Here is a 25,631-nt window from a genome sequence, read left to right as displayed (position 1 = left end):
GGAATATTCAGAGATAGCGAAGATTGATGGTCAGTTCCATCGCTTTCTTGTCGAGTACAAAAGAGGCATCGTCAAACGAGGGCGGACCGAATTTCGACTTGGGATTGTTCGACGTCCCAACCCCCTCTTTCGGCATACCGAGGAAATTGGCGTCGAGCTTGCCGTTGGCGTTCTCGTCGTGCTGAACCGCGACTGCATAGGTACCGTACGGAACATCGTCAAAAACCACCACATGCTGCGAACCTGCCACCGAAATCTGTGCTTTCCTAACCGCCCTTTCATATTTGCCGGGAAATCCCTTTTTCGCATTGAACAAGGCCAGGGAAAGATTCCCATCGCTGCTGCGCAACCCGGTAATCCTGATCGTGATCGAGCCGGAACCTGCCGGAATTTCGGCCACTTCCGGCTCAGCGGCATTGGCGATTTGCGACACTGCCGGAAGTTGCATCGCAAGCAACGCCACAATGAACAACCATAATGATCTCTTCATAACAAGTTCTGTCAAAAGGTTCTTTGGAACTTCACAGACTTGCAGCTCAGCTCACAACTCGCAGCTGGAGTCCAGCAAGCGCTTGTAGTACGAGCCGGTGGTATAGAGCGCGGCTGCAGGGTTGTGACCGAGCACTCGATCCTTGACGATGAGCGTCGTGGCCGGGGCGGCGGAGTGCTTCGTGAAGAGGCTGTCGTGGCCGACGCAGAGACCGATGACGACGTTGAGGTCTGTCGGTTTTTCATTCATCACTCGGGCTTGCAGCACCGGATTGCAGAGCGATTCGTGGCTGCCGGGCGTGATCTTCAGCTCCTCCTCGATGCCGATTTCGCTTTTGTCAGCCGCACCCGCCTTGCAGAGCGCCGAGAACGGCTCGAACCCGTTCGCTTCAAGAATCTTCGCAAACATGCGCGCCTCTCCGGCAAGCCCGACGCAGGTGGCAAGGCCGATCCTTTTCGCGCCGATCCGCCGGGAGAAGGCGATGATCTCCTCGGCGCGGGTCAGCTTTCCATAGTAAAGCCCCTCGACTTCGGCGGCGGCTCTGGCAACTTTCGCGTCGATGCCGTCGCCGCGGTAGAGGTCGAGACACTCGTCGAGCAGCTCCTTGCCGATCGCTTCCGAGAGACAGGCGTCCGGCAGACGCTTCTCCATCCGGTAGCAGCTCATCGTATGGCAATCCACGCAGCCGCGTTCCTTACCGGCATTATCCGGTTTCGGTTCATCCTTCATAATGGTCATTTTCAAAATGGTTGGGACGCCGCCGTCCTCACTCGATACGTGAGACTTCCGGTGCGGCTTCGGCGGTGGCTCGCGTTCTCACGCCAGTGAGAATCAGCAGACCGAGGCCGAAGAAGACAAGCAGCGAGGCGAGAGCGACCTTCTGGCTCCCGGCTTCGGCGGAAACGAAACCGAACACCAGAGGGCCGATGATCGCCGAAGCCTTTCCGAAACTACCGTCGTAGAAGCCGAAAAATTCCGTGACGTGCTCCTTCGGCGTCAGCCGCGCCATCAGCGAGCGCGAGGCCGCCTGCGACGACCCCATCGACATGCCGGCAAGCAGGCCGGTCATGAAAAAGCTCTCCTTGCTTCCGGAGAGAATCGCCAGCAGAATCACCGCGAACCAGATGAAGAGCGTGATAACGATGGTGCGCTTCGGGCCGATCTTGTCGGTGACAAAACCGAACACCACCGAGCCGAGTATGGCCGTGGTCTGTACGGTCATAAAAAAGGTGATCAGCTCGCCCGTCGTAAAACCAAGGGTATTCTGCGCGTAGATCGAGGAAAAGGCGATGACGGTCAGGATCGCGTCGTTGTAGAAAAAGTAGGCGAGCAGGAACCGCGCGAGATCGGGATAGCTCATGATGTGCCGAATCGCATAGCCGACCTCTTTGATCGAGTGCACGAATGACGAGCCGCGTTCCCGCCGCTGCGCTCCGTTGGATGACGAATCCGACGAACCCCTGGTGTCGCGGAGCATCAGAAAAATGGGCGCAGAGAAAACAGCGAAGAAGAGAGCAACAATCAGGAAGCTGAGCTTCAGATTGGGAATGTTTGCAGGCACGATGCCCTTCGAGAGCAGCGGCAGATTGATCAGGAGGATAGCGAACGCACCAAGGTAGCCCATCGCGAAACCGTAGCCTGAGACCCTGCCGATGCTTCGCGGCGAGGTGATCTCCGAAAGCCACGCATCGTAGAACACAAGACCGCCCTCGAAGCCGATGTTGGCAAGAATGAAAAGCGCCGCCGCGAACAGCACCATGCCCGGCTCGGAAAAAGAGAGCAGCGCCGTAGCAAGCACCGATATCAGCGTGAAGGCAAAGAGAAAACGCTTGCGGCGGCCCGAGTAGTCCGCCTGCGCGCCGAGCACCGGCGAGATGAGCGCCACGAGCAGCATCGAGATGCTGACGCTCATACCCCAGAGTGCGTCACCCTTGGGTTCTCCCTCGCAGATTATGTTCTTGAAGTAGAGCGGAAAGGCGAATGTCACCATCATGACGCTGAACGATGTGTTCGCGAAATCGAACAGCAGCCATGAGAAAATCCGGGCCTTCTGCGATGTGTTGTTCATGCCCATCGGCAGGCCGGTTTACGCTCCGGCAAGATGTGCGAAAAGCGATTCGAACAGCTTCCGGCCATCTTCCGAGCCGAGCAGCTTTTCACTGGCGCGCTCGGGATGCGGCATCAGGCCAAGCACGTTGCCCTGCTTGTTGACGATACCCGCAATGTTGTTCATCGAGCCGTTGAAGTTGGCCTCCTCCGTGGCATTGCCCTCGGCGTCGGTATAGCGGAACACCACCTGGCCGTTCGATTCGAGGCTCTCGATGGTTTCGGGCGAAGCATAGTAGTTGCCCTCGCCATGTGCCACCGGCAGGCGCAGCACATCGCCTTTTTCGTAGCGGCTGGTGAAGATCGTCGTGTTGTTGGCAACACAAATGGTGGCCTGTCGTGAGACGAACTTCCGTCCGGCGTTGCGGATCAGTGCGCCTTCGAGCAGGCCGCTCTCAACCAGCACCTGGAAGCCGTTACAGATGCCGAGCACCGGACGCCCCTTACCTGCAAAATCGATCACCTCGCGCATGATTGGCGAGAACCGGGCGATGGAACCGCAGCGCAGATAGTCTCCATAGGAGAAACCGCCGGGGAGAATGACGGCGTCACATCCCTTAAGGTCGTGGTCGTTGTGCCAGAGCATCACCGGCTTGACGCCGGGAAACGAAGCAACGGCATATTCGGTGTCGTAATCGCAGTTTGAACCAGGGAAAACCACGATTCCAACGGTAACATCAGCCATAGGAGCGTGAGAAATTTAGTTGACGGGTACCAGTTCGAAGCTGAAGTCCTCCATAATGGGATTGGACAGGAGCTTCTGACAGATTTCGGTGCAGACTTGCTCGGCTTCGGCGCGAAACTCTTCACCGATGATCACCTCCATGTATTTGCCGATCCTGACCGATTCGACACTCGAATACCCGAGATTTTCAAGCGCATGCTGCGCGGCTTTACCCTGAACGTCGAGAATTGAAGGACGAAGGGTCACCTTGATCTTAGCCTTGAATGCCATAGCAATGGTTACGTTGCAAGTTGAGGAGGCCGGAAATTCCTGTCAGAGCTGCCACTGCCGAACGGTACGGGTCAGCGACCTGACGATTCCGAGCAGAATATACAATAACATGGCCACAAAAAAAGCCTTGGCCTGAAAGACAAGCACACAGAAAATCGCGACGACGTACAGGCTCATCTGCACGGGATGGCGTCGGAACGATTCGAGGGTCGGTTTGGGCAAGGCATCGTAGTTGACCTTGCTGACCATGAGAATGGCAAGCAAGACAGTCAGAACCACCAGAACCTTCTGAAGAGCGAATTCTGCAAACAACGGCTCAACGCTCATCCACAGAACAAATGAAGCAACGGTCATCGCCTGCGCCGGTGTCGGAAGGCCGGAAAAAGAGTCCTTGTGGTAATCGATCAGATTGATGTTGAATCGCGCCAGCCGCAATCCGCTGCCAACCATCAGGAGCGAGCTGAGCAGCAACCCCCAGGGCATTCCAAGATGCTCAAGGCCGAACTTGTAGACGAGAAATGCGGGCGCAGCTCCGAAAGAAACGAGGTCGGAAAGTGAATCGAGCTCCACACCAAATTCAGAGGAGCTGTTGGTAAGTCTCGCCACGAAGCCGTCGATGGTGTCGAAAAAGGCCGCAAGAAAGATGAGCCAGCCTGCGATGATAAAGCTGCCCTCACCTGCCATGACGATGGAAACATAGCCAGAAACCATGTTCATGACCGTGAAAGCCGAAGGTACGAATGAGCGCGAAACGTAGGGAAAACGCCGCTGGGGCCGCTCACCGCCATCCTGTAAAACCGGTGGATAGCGTTTCTGTCGAGCTTTTCTTTCTTCTGTTCCCATAAAAATTATTCATCCGGCTACATCGCCATTGCCTGCCAAACCTGTCGCTGTTTGTTAAAAATCCGGCGTCCGATTACGAAGATCGTCATAAAAAATAATCGATTCATGCAATCTTGCAATCTGTAAACAAGAACCCCCGTCAGTAACTCTCGTCCTCCGAGGGAAAGCTGTTGCTGCGCACATCCTCGACGTAGCTTTTGACGGCCTGTTCGATCACCGATGAGAGGTCGGCGTAGCGGCGAACGAAGCGCGGACGAAACTCTGTGCTGAGGCCGAGCATGTCGTTGATCACGAGTACCTGGCCATCGCACTCCGGGCCGGCACCGATGCCGATAGTCGGAATCGTCAGCGAGCGGCTCACCTCACCGGCAAGTTTTGACGGAATCTTTTCGAGCACGATGGCGAACGCTCCGGCCTCTTCGATAATCTTCGCATCCTCGATGAGCTGGCGGGCCTCCTCATCCTCCATCGCGCGAACCTTGTAGCTACCATATTTGTAAATCGATTGCGGCATCAGACCGAGGTGACCCATCACCGGAATGCCAATGTCGGTGATGCGTTTGACCGCTTCGGCGATCACCTTGCCCCCCTCCATCTTGACCGCGTCACACTCGTGCTCTTTCATGATTTTACCGGCGTTGCGCACCGCGTCCTCAGACGAAAGCTGGTAGCTCATGAAGGGCATATCGACCACCACCATCGCCCGGCGCGTCTCGGCGTGTACACCGCGCACTACTGCTTTGGCGTGATAAATCATCTCGTCAACGGTCATCGGCAGCGTAGTATTGTGCCCGGCGAAGACGTTGCTCGCCGAATCGCCGACAAGGATCGCGTCAACCCCCGAGCGATCGAGAATCCGCGCCATCGTGTAGTCGTAGGCGGTCAGCATGGCGATCTTCTCGCCGCGCTGCTTCATATCGAGCATCCTGCGGGTCGTGACGTGGGGCAGCTTGTTGCCGCCGGAGGGCTGGTTCATGATGGTCGTCGATTAAAGTGATTGTTGAAAACCTTCGAGGCGTTCGATCTCGCCCGAAGTCAATATTTTTGCGCCCGGTCCGGCAAACTTCCCGGCTTCAGCGATGAGCAATGGCACCAGATCGGCGTAGCCCGCGTCGGTGAACTCATCGAGCGACGCGGTTTTGCGCCCCATGTCGGCATCGACCACCTCGACAAGTTCGCGGGGCGCACCCGCAAGATAACGAGAAATCTGCCGATGACGCGCGGAAAGCGGCAAAGAACCATGCTGAAGAAGCACATTTCCCTGGCGACGCTGCGCTGATCCGACGATTTTACGCCCGCCGACCTGCAACTCGTAGCGTGCCGATGCGGTGAAGCAGGAGACCGACTCCGCCGTGGCATACCTCACCCGGAAGTCGGGTTGCGTCCGGCAGAACTCCGCATCGACGCCTACCCCGGCTAGTGCCCGTGCGATAGTTTCATGCACCATCTGGTAGATTAATTCATTTGGCAGCGAAGTAGCCACGAAAAACGAATAGGTCAGCTCGTCAGCATGAAACACCGCCCGCCCGCCGGTTGGTCTCACGACAACATCGACGCCATCAGCGCGGCACCGCTCCCGGTCAATCTCGGCCGAATTCTGGTTCTTGCCAAGCGACACCGCCAAAGGCGACCACGCATAGAACCGCCACAGGCAACTCCCCTCGCCAAACACCCGCTGAAACGCCCCATCAGCAAACGCCCGCATGAGTCGGACATCGAAATCCATGTTAAACTGACCGGAACCGGCTCCGGTATCGACGCAGTAAACAGAGGAGAAAAGAGGTTTCATGAGGCCTTCAGGATAACGTAAACTGGCGGGGAAAATACTTTATGGCCAAAAATAACAGGCGCGGGTGAGAAAAAATAACTGGGAATTAGCGCTACCAATAGACGATAGTTAATTAGTAAAAGATTAAATAAAACGCATCATCCTCAACAGTATTCGAGACTATCCGTATATAGCATGCCTCGACAAACCATCAGCAAAGAGAACTGTTTTTGGGTATCGGCTTGGAACTGGAAGCCGTAGCTCGATGATGACAAAATCCATGTCAGCAATTAACATAGAAAAAAATGGGCATTCGATATTGGTCTATGGAAGGTGACCTTACCGCTTAATCGCCAGCATCTTTGGCATCTTGGCCGACATTCTCACCCACCAGAGAGATAATCATCTAAAAGCATATCTATAAATAACTTCATTCAAAAAAAACTCTTAATCACTTTTTTATATTCAACGCCTGACTTGGTTTTTCTACTCTTTTTCAAGTAAAATAAAAGCGGCAGAAAGAGGTGACGCTCTTTCTACCGCTCTATTAAACAATAACCGCAAAAAAGAAACCATGATGAACATCATTTTGCTTCTTGCAACGCTGGTAGCATTGATTGTGGTCATTAGGCTACAAATCTAATGACCCACGTTTCGAAAAGCAAATTTTGCTATGCCGAGGCTGTTGCTGGCCTCGGCTTTTGTTTTTTCCCCCAACCCGTTGTGAGTCTGAGCCAATACCGGTATTTTCTGGTAGTTTTGTCAGGTACGTCTCTCGGTCACCAGCCTGGCCTCAACGCGTCACCCGGTCAACGATGGACATCGCATCAATCCTAAAAAAATACCGACACATCGCCGTCGTCGGCATTTCAGACAAGCCGGAACGGGCGAGCAATGCCGTCGCGCGGTACATGATCCACGCGGGCTACGCCATCTACCCGGTCAATCCGTCAATAAGCACTGTGCTCGGCCTCGAATGCTGGCCTTCGCTTTCGGCGATTCCGGCGGAAAAGCGCGAACTGATCGAGATTGTCGATATTTTCCGCAAGCCGCAGGATGTGCCGCCGGTCGTCGATGAAGCGATCGCCATTGGCGCAAAGGTGGTCTGGATGCAGCTCGGCATCACCAACGAAGCCGCAGCCGAAAAAGCCAGAAACGCCGGACTCGACGTCGTGCAGAACCGCTGCCTCAGCGTCGAGCACATGCACTTTGTCTCCTGACCGTCATCCGTTCACACTCAGTATTATCGCTATGTCCAAACACACCGTCGCCCTGATTTTTGGGGGCAAGTCCGCCGAACACGAAATTTCGATCATCTCCGCCCGCTCCATTGCGGCGCAGATCGACCCGAACCGGTACGAACTTTCGCCGCTCTACATCGACCGCGACGGCAAGTGGCACGCCAGCCCGTACTCGCAGCAGGTGCTCGACACCGACATCGCCGCTCTGCTGCGAAGCGGCTCGCCGGAGTCTGCAGGAAAACGGCTCGATGAACTGACGGCGACGGCATCCGAAGAGCGCTTCGATTTCGGATCGTTCCTCGAACAAACCGACGTGGCCTTCATCGCGCTGCACGGCTCGTACGGCGAGGACGGCAAGCTTCAGGGATGCCTCGACACCTTCGGCATTCCCTATACCGGCTGCGGCCTGACGGCTTCGGCGCTAGCGATGGACAAGGCGCTGACCAAGCTCTGCGCAGTGGACGCGGGGGTCGCGGTTGCGGACTTCATGACGGTCACAAGCTGTGATTATGCCGCCCATCCGCTCGGCATCGTCGTGGAGATCACGAAGCGCTTCGGCTGGCCGCTCTTCGTCAAGCCAGCGAGCCTCGGTTCGTCGGTCGGCATCTCGAAGGTGCGCAACGCTGAGGAGCTTGCCGCTGCGCTGGAAACCGCCTGCAGCCTCGACAGCAAGGTGCTCGTCGAAGCCGCCATATCGGGACGTGAAATCGAGGTGGCCGTGCTCGGCAACCGCGAACCGCTGGCCTCCGAGCCCGGTGAAATCATTCCAGGCAGCGACTTCTACAGCTACGAGGACAAGTACATCAAAAACGAAGCAAAGATTGTCATACCCGCCGATCTGCCAGAGGGAGTCGCCAACGAAGTCAGGAAAGCCGCGCTGACCGTCTTCAAGGCGCTCGGATGCGAGGGAATGTCGAGAGTCGATTTTTTTGTCGAAAACGGCACGAACCGCGTCATCCTGAACGAAATCAACACAATACCCGGCTTTACCGACATCAGCATGTATCCGATGATGATGGCCGCCTCCGGTATCGGGTTCGCCGAACTGGTGGAAAAACTGCTGCTTTTGGCTTTGGAAAAGCGGGCAATAACTCATAAAATCTGAGCTTACAGAATCGGCGCCTCTTCCGATTTCTCCCAAACCAACCTGACTGAAAAGCCGGTATGACCAGTGACCCGCACCTCATATTTGCCGATGTCTCGCTGGACATCAAGTGCGGTGCGTTCCAGCCAGCTCTCGACAAGCTGAGCAGCATGGGACGCTGGCTGCCGGAATCATACATCTTTCATCTGCTCTTCGCGCGGGCAACGCGAGGGCTGAAAAGATATGAAGAGGCCATCGAACATCTCAGCCACTGCTGCCGCATTGCACCGGCAAACCAGGTCGCCTGGCGGGAGCTGATCGAGGTCAAGACGCTCCAGTCGCAAGCACCTGAACCGGCGCGGACACCGGCCATCGACGAGGTCGCCGTGGAGTTCGAGGAGCTCTCGAAAGCGCTCGCCGGATTCACTCCACCACGTGCCACCGAATGCTTCGAGCCGACACCGATTGCCGAACAGAAGCAGCCATTCCCCGACGACGCATCGATTGCCGTACCGACCGAGTCGCTGGCCAACCTCTTTATCAATCAGGGCGCATACAAAAAGGCCATCCGGGTCTACACCTCGCTCATCCAGCTCAATCCGTCAAAAGCGGATTGCTACCGGCAGTCCATCGACCGGGTTCTTGAAAAGCTGTGAAGGCGGATCGAAATTGCCGGATAAAAGAATAATCTGTAGGGGCAGCCCTCGCGGCTGCCCTTTTGGGATTACCTGAGACTATCGCACATAAGGGGGCAACCGCAAGGGTTGCCCCTACAATGTTTCCTGTTTCCTGTTTCCTGATTCCGATTCCGATTCCGATTCCGGGAAAATGAAATCAATCAACAGCGAGATCAAAAATTCATCTCCATCAGGCATTCCCCGCTTCTATTTCGGTGAACTATCTGTATTGCCAGCTCGTTGCGTATATTCCACAGCAACATACCGCAATCGACACGACGAACCGGCATACCACCGATGATGAACAAAAGCGTTTTCACCCTCCTCATCCTTTTTTTCCTGCCAGTACTGACCATCCACGCAGAGAATCAGCCGACAAAAACCCTTTCGCTGCACGAGTGCATCACGATCGCACTCAACAACGCCTCCTCCGTTAAAAAAGCTGAAAACAATCTGCACCTCGAAGGGGTGGACCTGCTGAGAAGCTACGGCAACTTCCTGCCGAAAGTTACCTCCTCGGCCAGCTATGTACCCCGTTCGGTCAGCCGATCGTACACATCCTACTCCCCGCTGTACGGCGGCGGATCGGACACGGCGATCAACATGACATCCCGGAGCTCAACCGTCGATATCAGCCTGACGGCATCGCTCAATCTCTTCAACGGCCTGAGCGACTACGCGGCCCTGCAGGCGGCGCTCGACCGCAAAAAGGCCGCCGGTTTCACCCTTCAGCGCGCAAAAGAGACCATCGCCTACGACGTGACGCAACACTACTATCAGGTGCTGCTCGACAAGGAACTGCTCGATATCGCGCGGGAAAACCTCAAGACGTCGAAGGATTTGCTGACCCTGACCAACCACCAGTTCAACATCGGCCTCAAATCGATCACCGACCTCTACCAGCAGCAGGCGGAAGCGAGCAACGGCAACCTCGCCGTCATCAACGCTGAAAACCAGCTCCGCCGCAGCAAGCTCGAACTCGTCCGGCGCCTGCGCATCGATCCGGCTGAAGAGATTGCGCTCGAACCGGTGGACACCGCCGTAATCGCCAAACTCTCGCCCGAGCTAGACATCGAGGCGCTTTCGGCATCGAGCCTCCGGCAGAGGGCCGACCTCCGGGCGCAGGACTTCGAACGCGATGCGGCGCGGCAGAATGTCCGGCAGGCCGCAGGCGCGCGGCTCCCCCGGCTTGACCTCGCCTTCACCATGAGCAGCGGCGCCATAGACTCTTACAAGACAACCATGCTGGGCAATACCATCGACTACGCCTATCCTCCAGTCAGCAAGCAACTCGAAAACGGCATCGACCACGCCATTTCGCTCAACCTTGCGTGGACAATCTTCGACGGATTCATGACACGCTACAATGTCGAGTTGGCCAAGGTCGCCAGCCGGAACAGTCAGCTCGATTACGAAGAGCTGAAGGACGGCATCGAGATCGACCTGAAGCAGGTTGCCGGTGATTACCGGGCGGCCTTCACGCGAATCGAGTCGGCGCGGGAGAGCCTGAAGGCGTCGGAATCGGCGGCTCAGGGCATCACGCGCAAGTACGATCTCGGCGCCTCGAACTTCGTCGAGCTCAGCTCGGCAAGGGCGGCGCTCTTCAACGCCCGCTCAACACTGACCCAGGCGCTTTACAACCTCGCGCTGCAAAAGGCGCTGCTCGATTACACCAGCGGCATTGGCATCGAAGAGGTCAGCAACGCATCATCTCACTGATTTATGGCTAAAACCAAACGCTCTGGAAAACTCCGCAACATCATCATCATCGGCGGCGCGCTCTTCGCCATCGGAGTTGCGGCGCTTGTCTGGATGAACACACGTGAAAAAGCGGTCGAGGTGACCACCGAAAAGGTGTTCCGCAAGGAGGTGGTGCACACCGTCACGGCAACCGGCAAAATCCAGCCCGAAACCGAGGTAGCCATTTCTCCCGACGTGTCGGGCGAGATCATCGAACTGCCGGTCATGGAGGGCCAGGAGGTGAAAACCGGGCAACTCCTCTTCAGGATTCAGCCCGACATCTACGTCAATCAGGTCAAGCAAAGCCGGGCCCAGCTCAATCTATCGAAAGCGCAAAGCATGGAGGCCAAAGCGCGAATGCTCAAGGCGGACGACGATTTCCGCAAGGCCTCGATTCTTTACAAGGACAAGCTGATCTCGCAGACCGACTGGCTCACGGCCAAAACCAACGCCGAAGCCAACCGCGCCGCTTACGAGGCTTCGCGCTTCTCCATCCAGCAGAACCAGAGTATGCTCGACCAGAACGACGAGCGCCTCGGCAAAACGGTGGTACGCTCTCCCATTGATGGCACGATCGTGTCGCTGAAAAGCAAGTCCGGCGAGCGCGTCGTCGGCACGGGGCAGTTCCCCGGCACCGAGGTGATGCGAATCGCCAACCTCGACAGTATGCAGCTCGAAGTGGAGGTGAACGAAAACGACATTGTCAACGTGCGCGTCGGCAATCCGGTCACGGTGACGGTCGATGCGTTCGGCGACCGCAAGTTCACGGGCGAGGTGCGCGAAATCGCCAACTCGGCCACCACGCAGGCCGCGAACACGCAGGAAGAGGTGACCAACTTCGCTGTCAAGATCAGAATTCTGAACCACCAGCGCCTGCTCAAGCCCGGCATGAGCGGCACGGCAGAGATCGAAACCCAGCGCGTGCCCAATGCGCTTGTCGTGCCGATCCAGAGTGTCACGATACGCGACACTTCAGGCAAATCCCCGGCCGTACCGGCAAATTCGTCAAACGATAACAAAGCGGTACAGGTACCATCTGCAACCAGAACACCAGAGGAGATCGAAGGGGTTTTTGTTGTCGAGAATGGACGCGCGCGTTTCCGGAAAGTCAAAACCGGCACCACCGACAACACCCACATCATCATCCTCTCCGGACTGAAAGAGGGAGAAACGGTGGTGTCGGGAAGCTACGGCGCCATCAGCCGCGAGCTGCACGACGGAAGCGCGGTGAAAGTGCAGGAGAAGCCGTGAGCGACCGTCCCTTCATCATCAGAATCAGCTCGCTCTCAAAGCATTATACGATGGGCGACCAGACCGTGAAGGCGCTTGACGGCATCGATCTCGATTTCCGCAGGAACGACTACGCAGCCATCATGGGGCCGTCCGGCAGCGGCAAATCGACGCTGATGAATATCCTCGGCTGCCTCGACACACCAACCTCGGGACGCTACGAGCTGAACGGACAGAACGTGGCCGAAATGGATGACGACCAGCTCGCCCGCGTGCGCAATCGCGAAATCGGCTTCGTCTTTCAGACCTTCAACCTGCTGCCGCGCCTCAACTGCCTGCGTAACGTCGAGCTGCCGTTGGTCTACGCCGGAATCGATCCGGAAGAGCGGCTGGAACGGGCACGTCAGGCGCTCGAACAGGTTGGCCTCGGCGACCGGATCAACCACAAACCCGGCGAACTGTCGGGCGGGCAGACGCAACGCGTGGCCATCGCACGGGCGCTGGTCAACCGCCCGTCGATCATCCTGGCCGACGAGCCGACCGGCAACCTCGACACGGCCACCAGTCACGACATCATGGAGATTTTCGGCAAACTCTCCGACGCGGGCAACACCATCATCCTCATCACCCACGAAGAGGAGATCGCCCGTTTCACCCGCCGCATCATCCGCCTGCGCGACGGCAGAATCGAAAGCGACTCCGCACCATGAACGCCGCTTTGCAACAGTTCCGGTACGAGACGGCAGAGAGCCTGAACATTGCCGTGTACCAGATCATGGCCAACAAGATTCGCTCGTTCCTGACAGCGCTCGGTGTCATCATCGGCATCGTGGCGATCACCATGATGGGCACGGCGATCAATGGCATCGAGCTCGGTTTCGACAAGAGCCTTGCCATGCTTGGCTACGATGTGATCTACGTACAGAAGGGATCGTGGAGCACGATGGGCTCGTGGTGGCGATTCCGCAACCGGCCGGATATCGAGACCCGCTACGCCGCCGAGATCAACCGGATCATCGCAGGCAACCCGCTCTCGGAGCTGATCGTGGCCGTGCCGCAAATGTCCACCATCGATGCCTCGGCGCGCTACCGCGACCGCGAGATTCTGCAGATCTTCGCGCTGGGCACAAACCAGGACTACCCGCTCACCGCCTCGGGCGACTTGTCGGCAGGGCGCTTTTTCACAGCGCAGGAGTCGGCGGCAGGCGACGAGGTCTGCGTCATCGGCGACGACATCGCCACCGGATTGTTCCCCGGCGGAAGAGCCGTCGGGCAATCGCTTCGCTTGAAGAATCACAACGTGCGCGTCGTGGGCATCTTCAAAAAGCAGGGCAAATTCCTCGGCCTCTTCAGCTTCGACAACCAGCTCATCATGCCGCTCGGCGCGTTCACAAAGGTGTACGGAAAAACCCCGATGGTGACGATCAGGGTCAAGGTCAGGGATGAAAAGCGGATTCCGGAGGCCAAGGAGGAGCTGACCGGCCTGATGCGGCGGATACGGAGACTGCCGCCCGGCAAAGCAGACGACTTCGGCATCAACGAACAGCAGGCGTTCAAGAGCCAACTCGATCCGATCAAGAACGGCATTGCGATGGCGGGCATCTTCATCACCGGCATGTCATTATTCGTGGGGGCCATCGGCATCATGAACATCACCTTTGTGAGCGTCAAGGAGCGAACCCGGGAGATCGGCCTACGCAAAGCGCTCGGCGCTCGACGCCGTACCATTCTGTTGCAGTTTCTCATCGAATCGGTGATGATCTGCCTCGTCGGCGGCGTGATTGGCCTCGCCACGGCGCTCTCGATCACCGTGCTCATCCAGACTCTGCTGCCCGACTTCCCCGTCAGCTTCTCGCCGATGCTCGTCCTGGCGAGCATCGGAGTGTCGGTGGCAACCGGTATCATCTCCGGCCTCGCTCCGGCGATTTCAGCATCAAGGCTCGATCCGGCAGTTTCACTCAGGTACGAATAGCCATGATGCTCTCAGTCATGGAAACCGTGATACAGGCCGCAACATCACTGGCGGCCAACAAGCTGCGCTCGGCGCTCACGACGCTCGGGGTAGCGGTGGGCGTTTTCTCTATTATCGCGGTCATGACGGCGCTCGACGCCGTGGACCGCTCGATTGCCTCGGGGCTGTCGAGCCTCGGCGCGAACACCTTCCAGATCCAGAAAAATCCTGCCACGGTGTTCGGCGGCGGGCATAACCGCAATCTGTACGCCAACCGCAAGGACATCACCTGGCAAGAGGCGCAGCTCTTCAAAAAATACATGGGTCAAAGCGCCAGGAATATCGGCTTTATCATCACGAGCCAGGCCGCGCAGGCCAGTTACGGCAACGAAATCACCAATCCCGACGTCACGCTCACCGGCGGCGACGAAAGCTTCGCTCCGGCTAACGGTTTCGATGTCATCGCGGGAAGGAACCTGAACGACGGCGACCTCCGCTACGCCTCTGACACTGCCGTCATCGGCAGCGACGTGGCCGCTTACCTGTTTCGGCAGGGGCAGAACCCGATCGGCAAGCAGATCAGGGTCAACGGCAAGGTCTATACGGTCATCGGCGTGTTCAGCAAGAAGGGGGCGGCGTTCGGCCAGAGCCAGGACAACTTCGTGCTCATCCCGATCACCCGCTATCTCGACGAGGTGAATGAAACATCGAGCATCGCCATCACGGTGGAGGCAATGTCGCAGAAAAACTACAAGCAAACCATCGACCGGGCCATCGGTGCAATGCGGCTTGCACGAGGTCTGACGGTCAAAAAGCCAAACGATTTCGAGATCAGAACCAATGAATCGCTGGTCGATTCGTTCCGCGACATCCAGCGAATCGTCAGCATCGGGGCATTTATCATCAGCTTCATGGCGCTGTTGACCGCGGGCGTGGGCATCATGAACATCATGCTGGTCAGCGTGACGGAGCGGACGCGAGAAATCGGCATCCGCATGTCGGTCGGCGCGCCGCGGCGCTCGATTTTGCAGCAGTTCCTGCTCGAAGCGCTGCTGCTCTCAATCGGCGGCGGTGTGGTCGGCATTGTAACCGGAGCGGCGGCGGGCAACCTGGTGGCGGTCAACTTCAATCTGCCGTTGATGTTTCCGTGGCTGTGGGTCGTCGTGTCGCTGACGGTATGCTCGGTCATCGGCATCTCGTTCGGCCTCTTCCCAGCCTGGAAAGCCTCCAGCCTTGACCCGGTCACCGCGCTCCGCGCGACACGGTGATGGCAACAAAGTGCAGGACTCTTAACGGCCAAAAGAGGTGACAAAAGCTGACAACTGCTGGACAGTATCCTGCTGACCGGCGGCAATTTTCGCCATTTCGTTTCTGCCTGACCATTCGTGTCCCATCTGGCGGTCGGCGGCTTTCCATGAGGGGATCACGCATTGCTCGACCCATTGCCACCGGTCAGCCGGATTGGCGACGCTTTTCAGACCGGCGAGCGTTTCAAAATAGCCGTGAAACGAGCTGAAGGAGGCCCGATACCGGGAGTCGGAAATCGGCGATCCCGAAAAATCTAATTCGCTGCCGAACGATGCCAAAACCCGCCCGCCGGAACTGAGCCTGTCGAATACTGGCTGAAGCACATCAACCTGCTCATGACGCAAGAGAAAGGTGTTGCCCTCCCAGATGAGCCGCTCCCCCTCAGGATCATTGGCATCACGGCGCAAAAGCTTTCGCCCGTGATCGATCATGCCAAATCCTTCGACAAGCAGATCATCCTCACGCTCGGCGGCGCACGCCTCAAGCTCGGCCATACCACCGCCAATGTAGGCGGCATGCGCCCAGGCGATGTCGCGGTAAATATTGTTGTTGCCGTTCCGTATCTCCTCAAAATCGGCGAGCATGAGCCGGTCCGTACCGAAACGGTGCAAGGCCAGCAGTGGATTACCGTCGGCGTTTTGTCGCTCCGGAGCCGTCATCAGCTCGGCAGCCAGGATGGCCAGGCCGACCTGCCGGGAGGCAAATGCGGCCATCCCGGCCCATTTGAGGATTCCGGGATTTTCGAGATACCAACCCGCATAGCGAGCGGTAATCATGCGGTTCCGGTCGGAGTACCGCTCTTTTGGCGGCAAAACCGACTCGGCTATCTGCCGCCACTCTTCTCGGGTTTGCAGCATTATTTTATGTCTTTCGAAAACACTTTATCTGTTTACTGAACTGACAACCACTGAATACGGTAATTAATTTTATGATCCAGACATACCCGATAACCTTCGTTTCATAAACAAAATAGGACGACAAGAATATTTTTCATACATTAAAATGAGAGCTGCCGCGGACGCACAGACATGCCCCGGAGATGTCGCGAGCAAGCTTGACCATACGACACACGCGTTTCTATCCAACAGAAAACCGTAAAAACGATGAATACCATTCAGAAATTTGCAAAACCCGCCGCATTTGTCATGCTCTTTTCCACAGCAACGATGATTGCCGGTTGTGAATCATCCTCGAACGCCGGGCGCGGCGCCGGGTATGGCGCGGCAGCTGGCGGCATCATTGGCGGCATCATCGGCAGCAACAACGGCAGCTGGGTTCAGGGAGCTCTGATCGGCGCAGCCGTCGGCGGCGCGGCTGGTGCAGTCATTGGCGACTATATGGACAAGCAGGCTAACGAAATTCGCCAGCAGGTTCAGGGAGCCAATGTGGAGCGGGTCGGCGAAGGCATCCGCGTGGTCTTTGATACTGGCCTGCTCTTCTCGACCGACTCGGCAACCCTCAACGCCAACAGCCGGTACAACATCGAGAAACTCGCAAGAATCCTGAACCGCTACGACGATACTGACGTGGTCGTTGAAGGACATACCGACAATACCGGCACAGCCGCCTCGAACCAGATTCTTTCTGAACGCCGCGCCGAATCGGTCTCGACACTTCTGAGGACGTATGGCGTTTCTGGCCGCCGTCTCACTGCAATTGGATACGGCGAAACCCGACCCGTAGCCACCAACGCAACCGAGGCAGGCAGACACCTGAATCGCCGCGTCGAAGTGCTGATTTACGCCAACAACGATCTGAAGCGACAGGCCCAGACCGGAGAACTAAAGCTTTGATTTTCTTGGTTCAAACCAAGGGTTACCAAAACAAAAAAATGCTTATCTTTAGCCCGTCCGGCTTGCTCAGAAGCGTCTGAATCTTGCCGGACAGGCAGTTTTCTTGTTTGCATTGCCGACGGCCTGCTAAGAAAACCGGCTTTCAGAAGTATCAACCCCACCAGCACCCCACCTGCCATGCGCTACCAGAATGCCGAAGAAGTTCTTTCGGAATGGATAACCGGAATATGCACCGGAAAAATCGAAAAAGTAGAGCAGCTCTATCATGAACAAGCGGTGCTGATCCCGACTTTTTCCCCTCATACCGTCAGTACAACCGAAGGCATACGCCACTACTTCGAACAGCTCGCAACCAGAGACAACCTGCAAGTCCGTCTCTACGAAAAATCGCTGAAAAAACAGCACTTGGGCGGAAACGCCTGGATATTGAGCGGCACCTACGCTTTCGAGTTTGAGGTTGACCAGCTTCTGCTGACATTCCCCTCCAGATTCACCTTCGCCGTCAATCTGGAGCATGAGCGGCCGATCATCCACCACCACTCGTCGCAGGTGCCAAGGAACCTGTCATAAGTGAACCATTTTATGAGCTGCGTTGCCGGTAATTGCCAATATGCGATCACTGGCAACATGAATACACTCATAGCTCGTTCTACCCCGAGCTCTTACAGAAAAAAATGTAAGGCACTGAGCCATATAACCGTGAGCTATAGTGAATTTCCGATAAAATCCTTATATACATAGGTAGGGAAAACACAATAGGCATTTTACCTACGCTCTGGTCGGCAATTGATGGTTTTAAATGTTTTTAATTGTAATGAAAAGAGGAGCAATTTTCCGCGTCCCTTACAATTGTCTTGACTCGTTATCAGGTGAGCATCCGGTTCTGATTGTAATGCTGAAAAGCTTGGATGCAGCCCTGCTGCAAGCACATGTGAACAAGTCAGCATGGAAGTCTTGAAAAGATTACAAAAAATTCTGGACAACCATGATGGACAAAAGCAGAAGTTAAACTTGCATATAACGCTCGGCCATCATAACCATTGAAAAAGCTTTTTTCATGAGTGCCAGTATAACACAGCAAACAAACCATCACTCGGGGACAGCGAATAGCGCCCGCTGTGTTGTTTTCGACACAGCATCTTATTGTCTGCTCATCAAAGGTGACAGCCTTCCTTTTTCTGCCGAAGAGCGGTCGGTGCTCATAGCCGAATCGCCCGAAGAAGCATGCGATTTCCAGAGTCTTCTTGGTGACGCTTGCCAACCATTCCTTTCCCAGGAATATCGCCGCCTTCATCCGGGTCTTTACGAAAAACTCGAGGCCATTGCTGTATCGGGTTGGAACAATGATGCTCCATTCGGTATTGACAAGGCTGCGCACCTCATGAAAAAACTGCCTCTTGACCTAAACCGTCTCTTCAACAGCCCAATTGCCCTCAGCCCGAATGACCCGCGACCAGCTCTTATTCAGAAAAATCTGGTTCACAAACACGATGAGGCTAACGTTCTTGTCTCAGAACCTTTTACCGCTGGCAGGCTGCGCTACTTCAATATATTTTCAGAAACAGCGGAGCTGAAATTCGATCATCAGTCACCTCATGTCCAAGGGTTACTTATGCTTGAGGCATTGAGACAGGCTGGAATTGCAAGCGCTCATTATCAAGGACTACCACTTGACGGAAAACTTGCCCTGCTAAATTACAACACGAGCTTCTACCATTTTCTTGAACAGGAATCTCCTATAATATGCAGATCTTACACTAATTTTACAACAAGCGAAACAAGCGATGATGCGGAAGCCTGTATCTATATGCAGGTTTTCCAATGGGGTAGACTATGTGCGGATACCATTCTGAAAGGATTCGCTTGCACTAACGCTGAACGTTATGCACAAAAAGAGCAACGTCTGAAAAAAATTATAGAAAGACATAAGACCAATTTTGATTCGAAGCTCAAAAGAATGCATGAATCAATGGTATCAACGCAATGCATGTAGCAATCATTGGGGGTGGAATATCAGGTATTGCTGCAGCATTCTACCTCGCGCAGCAACATGTCAGCGTTGATCTTTTTGAATCGGAAAACCAAATAGGTGGCAGAGCTGGCAGTGATTTTCTGCAGGAACGCAGGGTAGATTTTGGGGGCAAAAATATTGGCCGTAATTATTTACTTTTTCGCGAATTCGCCAGAGCGTACGGAGATCCTGCATTTGAGTATTTTGGCATAAACACGTCACAACTTGTTAACGGACGCATCGTCTCCATCAGTCGGGAAGGCTCCGTATGGCTCAATCTCCTTAAAATCATCCGCCTTTGCGGCTTCAGAAAAGGAATAACCCGTCTCTACCCTCACATCCAGGCGATTTTGAATGATCGTAGTCAGGGGGTGCTGTGCAGTGACTATTTCCGAGCACTGAGCGAGAACTTTGATCATCTCGCACTTGACCGGCATCTGAACCAGCGCTGTATCGAAAGGGTGATAAGGCCAATAACAATCCGGATGAATGGGGCCGAGCCTGAGGAGTGTTATCCTGGAAATTTCGGTTCGAATCTGGCCCTTGCCCTCGACAGTTTCGAACAACTCACCGTAGGAATGTATGATCTGCTCAATACATTCGTCGTCAATCACCGAAAAGATTCTTCTTTAAGGATATTGACCAGTCACAGGGTCACTTCGATAGCCAAAGATCGGGACAAGTTTCGCATAAATTATCTGCATGGTGCAACACCAGGTACAGAGAGTTATGACCGGGTCATTTCAGCCCTACCCGCTTATAGTCTGGCCGAATTGCTCCAGGATGAGTTGCCTGAAGCCTCCAAGCTACTCAATAAGATCAGCTATTTCCCGGTCGGCATAGCAATCGTAAAATATCGTGACGAGGTCTTCCCCAAAAACCGTCGCGCAATGGTTTTTGAACGTAATTCCCCTCTGAGCAACGCAGGAGCCTATGGCCTTAACGATCTGGATATTGTCAGATATACCTTCAGCGGTAAAGCCTCAAGAACGACGATCTCTGAGCAGTCTTCGCCGGAAAAGGTAATAAAGCTTGGTGAAAAGATTGCATCTCCTTACTTTAACATAAAAGAGAATCCTAAAGAGGCCTTTGTATTTAGATATTTTACAAAGGGTTTATGCGCATATTCTCCGAAACACCATCTGCTTCTCGAAAAAACAGACCACCTTGTCAATAGTCTATCCGGCTTGGGAATCACCGGTGATTATCGCCGCGGTGCCTCGATCGAAGCCTGCTTCAGAGCAGCCAAGGAATGTGTTGAAAAAGTAATTGGAGATGGTTCTTGAAAAAACTCATTGAGCAGTTAACTGAATACCTAAGAGAAGGGACGTTAGTTTCCCGTTCAGATGCTATGGTATCAGGCATACTGGGGGCATTCGCTAATATTTTTTTATTTGGTTTTCAAATACGGGTTCCATCTGCCCTATGAAAACTTCTGGCTCCGAATGGTTGCCACCCTGTTGTGCATAAGCCTGATGTTCATGCAGCGCCTGCCTTCATCGTTTACTCCATATTTTCCTTTTTACTGGCACGCTTGCCTGACTTTTGTCCTGCCGTTCACTTTCACGGTGAACCTTCTCATGAACAATTTTCACGAGCTCTGGCTCTACTGGGAAATATTCATGGTATTCGTGCTGATGATGTTTGTGCCAAACTGGTTGCTGTTCATGTTCGATTTACTGGCCGGCGTATTGGGCGCAATCCTCTTTCACAACCTGTCAGTTCCCTATGTACCACTCAATCCGGCCTTTAATATTCCCCTTTATTCGATCGTCATAGGCTTTTCCATCTTCGCCGGATATATTTTCAGCTTCGGTAACTGGAACACCCTTAAAGAACTCGAGAGAAAAAAAGCGGAAGAAAAGTATCACGCTCTTGAAGCCCTTGCTGGCAGTATCGCCCATGAGATGCGCAATCCGCTCTCACAGGTGCGCCACAATCTTGATGAAATCCTGCTGGAACTGCCACAGAGCCGCACCTCAAGTGATTGCACATCGCTTCCTAAAAAGAATATTGAAACGATCCAAAAGCGGGCAATCCAGGCACAGATGGCAATCAACCGCGGCCTTCAGGTTATCACAGTAACCCTTGGCAATTTCAGGAATACTGATGTCACCCGGGAGGATCTGGCTTGCCTGTCAGCAATGACAGTAACACGAAAAGCCATAGAAGAGTATGGCTATGCCTCAGAACACGAACGACAAATGATTCATCTTAGCCCGGGAGAAGATTTCATATTCCTTGGAGAGGAGAACAACTTCAGTTTGATGCTTTACAATCTGCTGGAAAACGCATTGCAGATTCTTCAGCAGGTGCCTGACGGCCGCCTCGCAATCACAATCCAGCGAGGGGAATCGGTCAACAAAATTCTCATCCGTGATAACGGCCCTGGAATTCCGCCAAACATCCTTCCCAGAATCTTCGAGCCTTTCTTCACTTCGGGCAAAAAAAACGGCACAGGACTTGGGCTGGCGTTCTGCCAAAGGGTGATGAAATCTTTCAAGGGGCAGATCACCTGTAAATCCGAAGTGGGCAAATTCACGGAGTTCGCTCTGGAGTTCCCGGTTCTCGACAAGGCGACAATCAACAAATTCGAATCGAGCCTCTATGCGGAATACACACCTTTCTTGGCAGGAAAAAACGTGCTCATGGTTGCCATTCCCGAAGCATATGTGCCATTGATCCGTCAACAGCTCATACCGCTGAAAATCGGAATGGATAACGCCGAGGATAACAACAAGGCCCTTGAAATGCTCGAGACAAAGCATTACGATCTTGTTCTTGCGGATATCAGTCAGCCAAAAGCTGGCACAGTAAAACTTGCAAACAGCGTCAAGAACAAAGGTAGAGATATCCCCGTTGTCGTTTGCCGCTCCTCGGCAAACTCGTTGGTCGACAACGCCAACAATAGCATAACTACCATCATCTCCATGCCACCAGCCCTGCCCGAACTCTTGAGTGCCATGAAAAGCTCGCTGGAGATGGTCCGGGAGACACTCAAAGAGTCGCTATCGGGCAAGACAGTGCTGGTAGCGGACGATCTCGATTTCAACCGCAGGGTCATCAAGCTGATGCTCAACAAGCTGGGCATCACCATTCTCGAAGCTTCCAACGGTCTGGAAGCGCTTAATATTCTGAAGTCACAGCCCTGCGACCTGCTGGTCATCGACATGAGAATGCCGGTGCTCGACGGTTTTGAGACTGCTCAACGCATTCGCGCGATGCCCTCTTCCTATCGCGACATACCGATACTCGGGCTGAGTGGCAATCTGGACAATGCGACGCTGAAACTTGCCAAAGAAAGCGGCATCAACGATAGCCTCTTGAAACCGGTCAAGCTCAAGCCTTTCTTGCAAAAAGTTACCGCCATGCTCAAGGTAAATACACCAGCGGCATAAATGAGAAACATGTGCTGAAGATCACAGCACGAAATTTCACGATCAGTCATCCACCCATCTTTTTCCCCCCAAAAACGCCCAAATTCCATAATAATATGCGATTCACAGACGTAATGCCTTGTTGAACCTGCCAGGCCATGGATCGCAATATTTCGGATTACGGCGTGATCGGCAACATGCGAACTGCCGCCTTGGTCAGCTCGAACGGCTCGATCGATTATTGCTCGCCACCCTATTTCGACTCACCAACCGTATTCGCGGCCCTGCTTGATGAACGAAAAGGTGGATATTTCAGCCTAAAACCCGCCGAAGCCTTTTCGTCCAAACGGGAGTACTTGTCCGGCACCTGTATTCTTTGCACCTCGTTCACAACCGATAACGGCAAAGCGACGCTCTATGACATGACTTCATGCCGCTTGAAGAAGAGCAGTTTCACGAACGCCCCCAGGGCATTCATCACTGCATTCGCGTCGATCAAGGCCAAATAGATTTCATACTGACTCTTGAGCCGCACCCTGGCTACGGACTCGATGAATGCGTGATCGCCGAAAAAGGCGGCGGGCTTCACGATCAGCCAGGCAGATCAGCCGCTGTCGCTCCTGACCCTCAAACTGCTCACCTTTCAGCCGACCCGGAGCCATCGTTGCCGCCGCCACGACATCGCTGCCGGAAAGCATCGGCGGAGAGCTCAACTGGGACTACCGCTTCAACTGGCTCAGGGACGCCTCGTTCACCCTCAAGGCATTTTTCGCGCTCGGCCACACGAGCGAAGCGGACACGTTCATCCGCTGGCTGCACGACACCTACCGGAAAAACGGCAGGCGCGATTTGATGACTATGTATTCGATCCACGGAGAAGAGCCGCTGCAGGAAACGCATCTGAATCATCTTGACGGATACCGGCACTCCAGACCGGTCCGAACCGGCAACGCCGCGCGCAGCCAGCAGCAGTGAGACATCTACGGAGAAATCATGGACGCTGCACTCCGGCTTGCGGAGTATGCTCGGGCAGTATCGACGCCACGCTTTGGTCATTTTTCAGGGGTATTTGCGAAATGGCCATCGAAAACTGGCGCAAGCCGGATGACGGCATCTGGAAGGCGCGCAACGGCTCGTACCATTTCGTCTATTCGAAAGTGATGTGCTGGGTGGCGCTCGACCGCGGCATCGCCATCGCCCGCAAGTTCAGACTCGATGCACCGATCGAACGCTGGGCTCGTGAGTGCGAAGAGATCAAAAACGAAGTGCTCAGGCGCGGATTCAGCCAGCAGCTGAACGCCTTCGTCCAGCATTTCGACACGGAGATTCCCGACGCCAGCCTCTTGATCATGCCGCTCGTCGACTTTCTGCCTGTAACCGACCCCCGCATCCAGGGCACAATCGAAGCCTGCCGAACACATCTCATGGACAATGGATTCGTCAAACGCTACCGTGCTGATGACGGACTCGAAGGAGATGAGGGCCGATTCCTGCTCTGCAATTTCTGGATAATCGAGTGCCTCGCCTTGTCAGGGAAGATCGCTGAAGGCGAAAAGCTGCTCGGCATAACGATGGCCGCTGCCAACGATCTCGGACTGTTTTCAGAAGAGTATGACCCATACAGCAAGGAAATGCTGGGCAACTCCCCGCAGGCGTTCAGCCACATCGGCTACATCAACGCCACAGCAACCCTGATCGACAGTAAACTGCCCCACCCGCGAATCCGTAAGGCGGAAACTGGCCGACATCCACAGCTCAATTGTCCCCTGAATTTTGAAACTGATCTCGTCAGGAAAAGTTCGTATCGATGAGAACAGGAACTCCGCCTTGCCACAGAACCATCAACCCCGGAGCTGGCGTGTAAAGACCTCACTCGCCAAGCTTTTGCTGTAACGCCTGCAACTTCGCTTCAAGCGCTTCGAGCTTCGACTTCATTTCGCCAAGCCCCCGCACCTGCGCCTCCTGCCGGAGCTGATCGCGCATCGGCTGTGCCGGCACACCTCGAATTGCCAACCCCGGTTCGAGGAATGATTTCGAAATCCCGGCCTTGGCTGCCACCGAAGTGCGATCGGCAAGTTCGAGATGGCCCGCAAATCCGGCCTGCCCGCCGATGAGGCACTGGCGCCCAATCTTGACGCTGCCTGAAATACCGGCCTGCGAGGCGATGACTGTGTCGCCGCCGATCCGGCAGTTATGGGCGATTTGCACGAGATTGTCGATCTTCGCCCCCTTTTCGATCACCGTCGTGCCCATCGTCGCACGGTCAATGGTCGTATTCGCACCGATCTCGACATCGTCGCCAATCTCGACCGTGCCCATCTGCGGTATTTTAATATAGGAGCCGTCCTTCTGCGGGGCGAAGCCGAAACCATCCGCCCCGATGACCGTACCGCTGTGAATCGTCACCCGGTCACCGATCACGGTACCGTCGTAAATCGTCACCAGCGGAAAGATCGTGCATCCGGAGCCGACAGTCACACCGTCCATAAGCACCGTGCCGGGGCCGATCACCGTATCGCTGCCGATGACGCACTGCTCGCCGATAACAGCGTGCTCGCCAACGGTGACATTTTCGCCGAGCCGGGCCGACGGGGCAATCGAAGCCGAGGCGGCGACACCGAGAGCCGCGATGCGCCGCTTGCCGGAGAAGTGCTGGAGAATAAACACGAAAGCAGTGTAGGGATCCGGCACTTTCAGGAAGCTCACGCCTGCCGGTGCGTCGTCAAGAGGAGCCTTCTGGTCAACAATAACGAGCGAAGCGCCGGTCTGGGCGATGTGACGGTAATACTTCTCATTGGCCACAAAACTGACCTGGCCCGCCGAGGCCTCTTCAATTTTGGCTGGCCCGGTGATTTCGATGTCACCCGCGCCGACCAGCTCGACCGGATCGAAGTAACGCCCGAGAAAGGCTTTGATATCTGCAATCTTCATGATCTACACACTGACAAGGTCAGCCAGAAAATTTACTTATAATTTTAATCCGTTTTGCTATATTCTGAATCCTTTTACCGTTCCGGTTGCGACACACTGAGCGCCGTACCCGGTAACCGAAGATGG

26 protein-coding genes are annotated in these 25,631 nt (G+C 54.9%); 16 read left to right on the top strand and 10 right to left on the bottom strand.

Annotated elements, in window-relative coordinates:
- Positions 1-7 precede the first annotated feature (7 nt).
- The 8 genes from NY406_RS03185 to NY406_RS03150 form a co-directional block, all read right to left on the bottom strand.
- Positions 8-490 (bottom strand): DUF2141 domain-containing protein, encoded by a 483-nt coding sequence (locus NY406_RS03185; RefSeq protein ID WP_260633308.1) that lies wholly within the window; start codon positions 488-490, stop codon positions 8-10.
- Between the two features lie 51 nt (positions 491-541).
- The gene (locus NY406_RS03180) at positions 542-1,228 is read right to left on the bottom strand and encodes a DUF1847 domain-containing protein (protein ID WP_260633307.1); all 687 of its coding nucleotides are present in this window, start codon (positions 1,226-1,228) and stop codon (positions 542-544) included.
- Between the two features lie 28 nt (positions 1,229-1,256).
- A complete protein-coding gene (locus NY406_RS03175) occupies positions 1,257-2,564 on the bottom strand; it encodes an MFS transporter (protein ID WP_260633306.1) in 1,308 nt (435 codons plus the stop codon).
- Between the two features lie 12 nt (positions 2,565-2,576).
- Positions 2,577-3,281, bottom strand: coding sequence for a phosphoribosylformylglycinamidine synthase I (purQ, locus tag NY406_RS03170; RefSeq protein WP_260633305.1), 705 nt, complete (start codon positions 3,279-3,281; stop codon positions 2,577-2,579).
- 15 nt (positions 3,282-3,296) lie between these two features.
- Positions 3,297-3,551 (bottom strand): phosphoribosylformylglycinamidine synthase subunit PurS, encoded by a 255-nt coding sequence (gene purS / locus NY406_RS03165; protein ID WP_260633304.1) that lies wholly within the window; start codon positions 3,549-3,551, stop codon positions 3,297-3,299.
- A 42-nt stretch (positions 3,552-3,593) separates the two neighbouring features.
- On the bottom strand, positions 3,594-4,394 hold the full coding sequence (gene pssA / locus NY406_RS03160) for a CDP-diacylglycerol--serine O-phosphatidyltransferase (protein WP_260633303.1): 801 nt from the start codon (positions 4,392-4,394) through the stop codon (positions 3,594-3,596).
- Between the two features lie 139 nt (positions 4,395-4,533).
- Positions 4,534-5,370 (bottom strand): 3-methyl-2-oxobutanoate hydroxymethyltransferase, encoded by an 837-nt coding sequence (panB, locus tag NY406_RS03155; RefSeq protein WP_260633302.1) that lies wholly within the window; start codon positions 5,368-5,370, stop codon positions 4,534-4,536.
- Between the two features lie 12 nt (positions 5,371-5,382).
- Positions 5,383-6,183, bottom strand: coding sequence for a biotin/lipoate A/B protein ligase family protein (locus NY406_RS03150; RefSeq protein WP_260633301.1), 801 nt, complete (start codon positions 6,181-6,183; stop codon positions 5,383-5,385).
- A gap of 794 nt (positions 6,184-6,977) precedes the next feature.
- Between NY406_RS03150 and NY406_RS03145 the strand changes: the two genes are divergently transcribed.
- From NY406_RS03145 to NY406_RS03110, 8 genes are all read left to right on the top strand, one after another.
- Positions 6,978-7,382: a CoA-binding protein gene (locus NY406_RS03145; protein ID WP_260633300.1), complete on the top strand. Its 405-nt coding sequence runs from the start codon at positions 6,978-6,980 to the stop codon at positions 7,380-7,382.
- A gap of 31 nt (positions 7,383-7,413) precedes the next feature.
- Positions 7,414-8,508 carry a D-alanine--D-alanine ligase family protein gene (locus NY406_RS03140; protein WP_260633299.1) on the top strand — a complete coding sequence of 365 codons (1,095 nt, stop codon included), beginning with the start codon at positions 7,414-7,416 and terminating at the stop codon, positions 8,506-8,508.
- Between the two features lie 59 nt (positions 8,509-8,567).
- A complete protein-coding gene (locus NY406_RS03135; protein ID WP_260633298.1) occupies positions 8,568-9,143 on the top strand; it encodes a tetratricopeptide repeat protein in 576 nt (191 codons plus the stop codon).
- A 318-nt stretch (positions 9,144-9,461) separates the two neighbouring features.
- On the top strand, positions 9,462-10,883 hold the full coding sequence (locus tag NY406_RS03130) for a TolC family protein (protein ID WP_260633297.1): 1,422 nt from the start codon (positions 9,462-9,464) through the stop codon (positions 10,881-10,883).
- A 3-nt stretch (positions 10,884-10,886) separates the two neighbouring features.
- Positions 10,887-12,155, top strand: a complete 1,269-nt coding sequence (locus tag NY406_RS03125) for an efflux RND transporter periplasmic adaptor subunit (RefSeq protein WP_260633296.1) — start codon at positions 10,887-10,889, stop codon at positions 12,153-12,155.
- A 50-nt stretch (positions 12,156-12,205) separates the two neighbouring features.
- A complete protein-coding gene (locus NY406_RS03120; RefSeq protein ID WP_317618675.1) occupies positions 12,206-12,844 on the top strand; it encodes an ABC transporter ATP-binding protein in 639 nt (212 codons plus the stop codon).
- Positions 12,841-14,106, top strand: coding sequence for an ABC transporter permease (locus NY406_RS03115; RefSeq protein ID WP_260633295.1), 1,266 nt, complete (start codon positions 12,841-12,843; stop codon positions 14,104-14,106). Before NY406_RS03120 ends, NY406_RS03115 begins: the two co-directional genes overlap by 4 nt.
- Before the next feature lie 2 nt (positions 14,107-14,108).
- On the top strand, positions 14,109-15,353 hold the full coding sequence (locus tag NY406_RS03110; protein WP_260633294.1) for an ABC transporter permease: 1,245 nt from the start codon (positions 14,109-14,111) through the stop codon (positions 15,351-15,353).
- Between the two features lie 21 nt (positions 15,354-15,374).
- On the opposite strand, the gene NY406_RS03105 is transcribed toward NY406_RS03110, so the two are convergent.
- On the bottom strand, positions 15,375-16,250 hold the full coding sequence (locus NY406_RS03105; protein ID WP_260633293.1) for a DUF2515 family protein: 876 nt from the start codon (positions 16,248-16,250) through the stop codon (positions 15,375-15,377).
- Positions 16,251-16,496: 246 nt separating this feature from the next.
- Between NY406_RS03105 and NY406_RS03100 the strand changes: the two genes are divergently transcribed.
- The 8 genes from NY406_RS03100 to NY406_RS03065 all read left to right on the top strand — a co-directional run bounded on the left by NY406_RS03100 (position 16,497) and on the right by NY406_RS03065 (position 24,385).
- A complete protein-coding gene (locus NY406_RS03100; protein WP_260633292.1) occupies positions 16,497-17,186 on the top strand; it encodes an OmpA family protein in 690 nt (229 codons plus the stop codon).
- Positions 17,187-17,363: 177 nt separating this feature from the next.
- Entirely contained in the window at positions 17,364-17,756 is a 393-nt protein-coding gene (locus NY406_RS03095) for a nuclear transport factor 2 family protein (protein ID WP_260633291.1), read from the top strand.
- A gap of 487 nt (positions 17,757-18,243) precedes the next feature.
- The gene (locus NY406_RS03090; RefSeq protein WP_260633290.1) at positions 18,244-19,179 is read left to right on the top strand and encodes an AfsA-related hotdog domain-containing protein; all 936 of its coding nucleotides are present in this window, start codon (positions 18,244-18,246) and stop codon (positions 19,177-19,179) included.
- Positions 19,170-20,483 carry an FAD-dependent oxidoreductase gene (locus tag NY406_RS03085; protein WP_260633289.1) on the top strand — a complete coding sequence of 438 codons (1,314 nt, stop codon included), beginning with the start codon at positions 19,170-19,172 and terminating at the stop codon, positions 20,481-20,483. Before NY406_RS03090 ends, NY406_RS03085 begins: the two co-directional genes overlap by 10 nt.
- 159 nt (positions 20,484-20,642) lie before the next feature.
- Positions 20,643-22,595: a response regulator gene (locus NY406_RS03080; RefSeq protein WP_260633288.1), complete on the top strand. Its 1,953-nt coding sequence runs from the start codon at positions 20,643-20,645 to the stop codon at positions 22,593-22,595.
- A gap of 137 nt (positions 22,596-22,732) precedes the next feature.
- Positions 22,733-23,083: a trehalase-like domain-containing protein gene (locus NY406_RS03075; RefSeq protein ID WP_260633287.1), complete on the top strand. Its 351-nt coding sequence runs from the start codon at positions 22,733-22,735 to the stop codon at positions 23,081-23,083.
- A 151-nt stretch (positions 23,084-23,234) separates the two neighbouring features.
- The gene (locus NY406_RS03070) at positions 23,235-23,549 is read left to right on the top strand and encodes a glycoside hydrolase family 15 protein (RefSeq protein WP_317618674.1); all 315 of its coding nucleotides are present in this window, start codon (positions 23,235-23,237) and stop codon (positions 23,547-23,549) included.
- A 101-nt stretch (positions 23,550-23,650) separates the two neighbouring features.
- Complete coding sequence (locus NY406_RS03065; protein ID WP_260633286.1) at positions 23,651-24,385, top strand: glycoside hydrolase family 15 protein; 735 nt, start codon at positions 23,651-23,653, stop codon at positions 24,383-24,385.
- A 58-nt stretch (positions 24,386-24,443) separates the two neighbouring features.
- Here the strand turns inward: NY406_RS03065 and lpxD are convergent, their stop codons facing one another.
- Entirely contained in the window at positions 24,444-25,505 is a 1,062-nt protein-coding gene (lpxD, locus tag NY406_RS03060; RefSeq protein WP_260633285.1) for a UDP-3-O-(3-hydroxymyristoyl)glucosamine N-acyltransferase, read from the bottom strand.
- Positions 25,506-25,631: the final 126 nt, after the last annotated feature.

The sequence above is a fragment of the Chlorobaculum sp. MV4-Y genome, from assembly GCF_025244685.1.
GTDB lineage: Bacteria > Bacteroidota > Chlorobiia > Chlorobiales > Chlorobiaceae > Chlorobaculum.
The sequence above is the reverse complement of the archived record's forward strand: the minus strand, read 5'-3'. Positions and strand labels throughout refer to the sequence as shown.

Excerpts from the sequence above, each read along its gene's own strand:
- NY406_RS03065 (WP_260633286.1), top strand. The coding sequence starts at position 23,651 with ATGGCCATCGAAAACTGGCGCAAGCCGGATGACGGCATCTGGAAGGCG.
- pssA (WP_260633303.1), bottom strand. The coding sequence starts at position 4,394 with ATGGGAACAGAAGAAAGAAAAGCTCGACAGAAACGCTATCCACCGGTT.
- NY406_RS03180 (WP_260633307.1), bottom strand. The coding sequence starts at position 1,228 with ATGACCATTATGAAGGATGAACCGAAACCGGATAATGCCGGTAAGGAA.
- NY406_RS03185 (WP_260633308.1), bottom strand. The coding sequence starts at position 490 with ATGAAGAGATCATTATGGTTGTTCATTGTGGCGTTGCTTGCGATGCAA.
- NY406_RS03105 (WP_260633293.1), bottom strand. The coding sequence starts at position 16,250 with ATGCTGCAAACCCGAGAAGAGTGGCGGCAGATAGCCGAGTCGGTTTTG.
- NY406_RS03175 (WP_260633306.1), bottom strand. The coding sequence starts at position 2,564 with ATGGGCATGAACAACACATCGCAGAAGGCCCGGATTTTCTCATGGCTG.
- NY406_RS03145 (WP_260633300.1), top strand. The coding sequence starts at position 6,978 with ATGGACATCGCATCAATCCTAAAAAAATACCGACACATCGCCGTCGTC.
- purS (WP_260633304.1), bottom strand. The coding sequence starts at position 3,551 with ATGGCATTCAAGGCTAAGATCAAGGTGACCCTTCGTCCTTCAATTCTC.
- NY406_RS03150 (WP_260633301.1), bottom strand. The coding sequence starts at position 6,183 with ATGAAACCTCTTTTCTCCTCTGTTTACTGCGTCGATACCGGAGCCGGT.
- NY406_RS03135 (WP_260633298.1), top strand. The coding sequence starts at position 8,568 with ATGACCAGTGACCCGCACCTCATATTTGCCGATGTCTCGCTGGACATC.
- NY406_RS03115 (WP_260633295.1), top strand. The coding sequence starts at position 12,841 with ATGAACGCCGCTTTGCAACAGTTCCGGTACGAGACGGCAGAGAGCCTG.
- NY406_RS03095 (WP_260633291.1), top strand. The coding sequence starts at position 17,364 with ATGCGCTACCAGAATGCCGAAGAAGTTCTTTCGGAATGGATAACCGGA.
- NY406_RS03100 (WP_260633292.1), top strand. The coding sequence starts at position 16,497 with ATGAATACCATTCAGAAATTTGCAAAACCCGCCGCATTTGTCATGCTC.
- lpxD (WP_260633285.1), bottom strand. The coding sequence starts at position 25,505 with ATGAAGATTGCAGATATCAAAGCCTTTCTCGGGCGTTACTTCGATCCG.
- NY406_RS03085 (WP_260633289.1), top strand. The coding sequence starts at position 19,170 with ATGCATGTAGCAATCATTGGGGGTGGAATATCAGGTATTGCTGCAGCA.
- NY406_RS03140 (WP_260633299.1), top strand. The coding sequence starts at position 7,414 with ATGTCCAAACACACCGTCGCCCTGATTTTTGGGGGCAAGTCCGCCGAA.
- NY406_RS03080 (WP_260633288.1), top strand. The coding sequence starts at position 20,643 with ATGGTTGCCACCCTGTTGTGCATAAGCCTGATGTTCATGCAGCGCCTG.
- NY406_RS03120 (WP_317618675.1), top strand. The coding sequence starts at position 12,206 with ATGGGCGACCAGACCGTGAAGGCGCTTGACGGCATCGATCTCGATTTC.
- NY406_RS03130 (WP_260633297.1), top strand. The coding sequence starts at position 9,462 with ATGATGAACAAAAGCGTTTTCACCCTCCTCATCCTTTTTTTCCTGCCA.
- NY406_RS03090 (WP_260633290.1), top strand. The coding sequence starts at position 18,244 with ATGAGTGCCAGTATAACACAGCAAACAAACCATCACTCGGGGACAGCG.
- purQ (WP_260633305.1), bottom strand. The coding sequence starts at position 3,281 with ATGGCTGATGTTACCGTTGGAATCGTGGTTTTCCCTGGTTCAAACTGC.
- NY406_RS03110 (WP_260633294.1), top strand. The coding sequence starts at position 14,109 with ATGATGCTCTCAGTCATGGAAACCGTGATACAGGCCGCAACATCACTG.
- NY406_RS03075 (WP_260633287.1), top strand. The coding sequence starts at position 22,733 with ATGGATCGCAATATTTCGGATTACGGCGTGATCGGCAACATGCGAACT.
- panB (WP_260633302.1), bottom strand. The coding sequence starts at position 5,370 with ATGAACCAGCCCTCCGGCGGCAACAAGCTGCCCCACGTCACGACCCGC.
- NY406_RS03125 (WP_260633296.1), top strand. The coding sequence starts at position 10,887 with ATGGCTAAAACCAAACGCTCTGGAAAACTCCGCAACATCATCATCATC.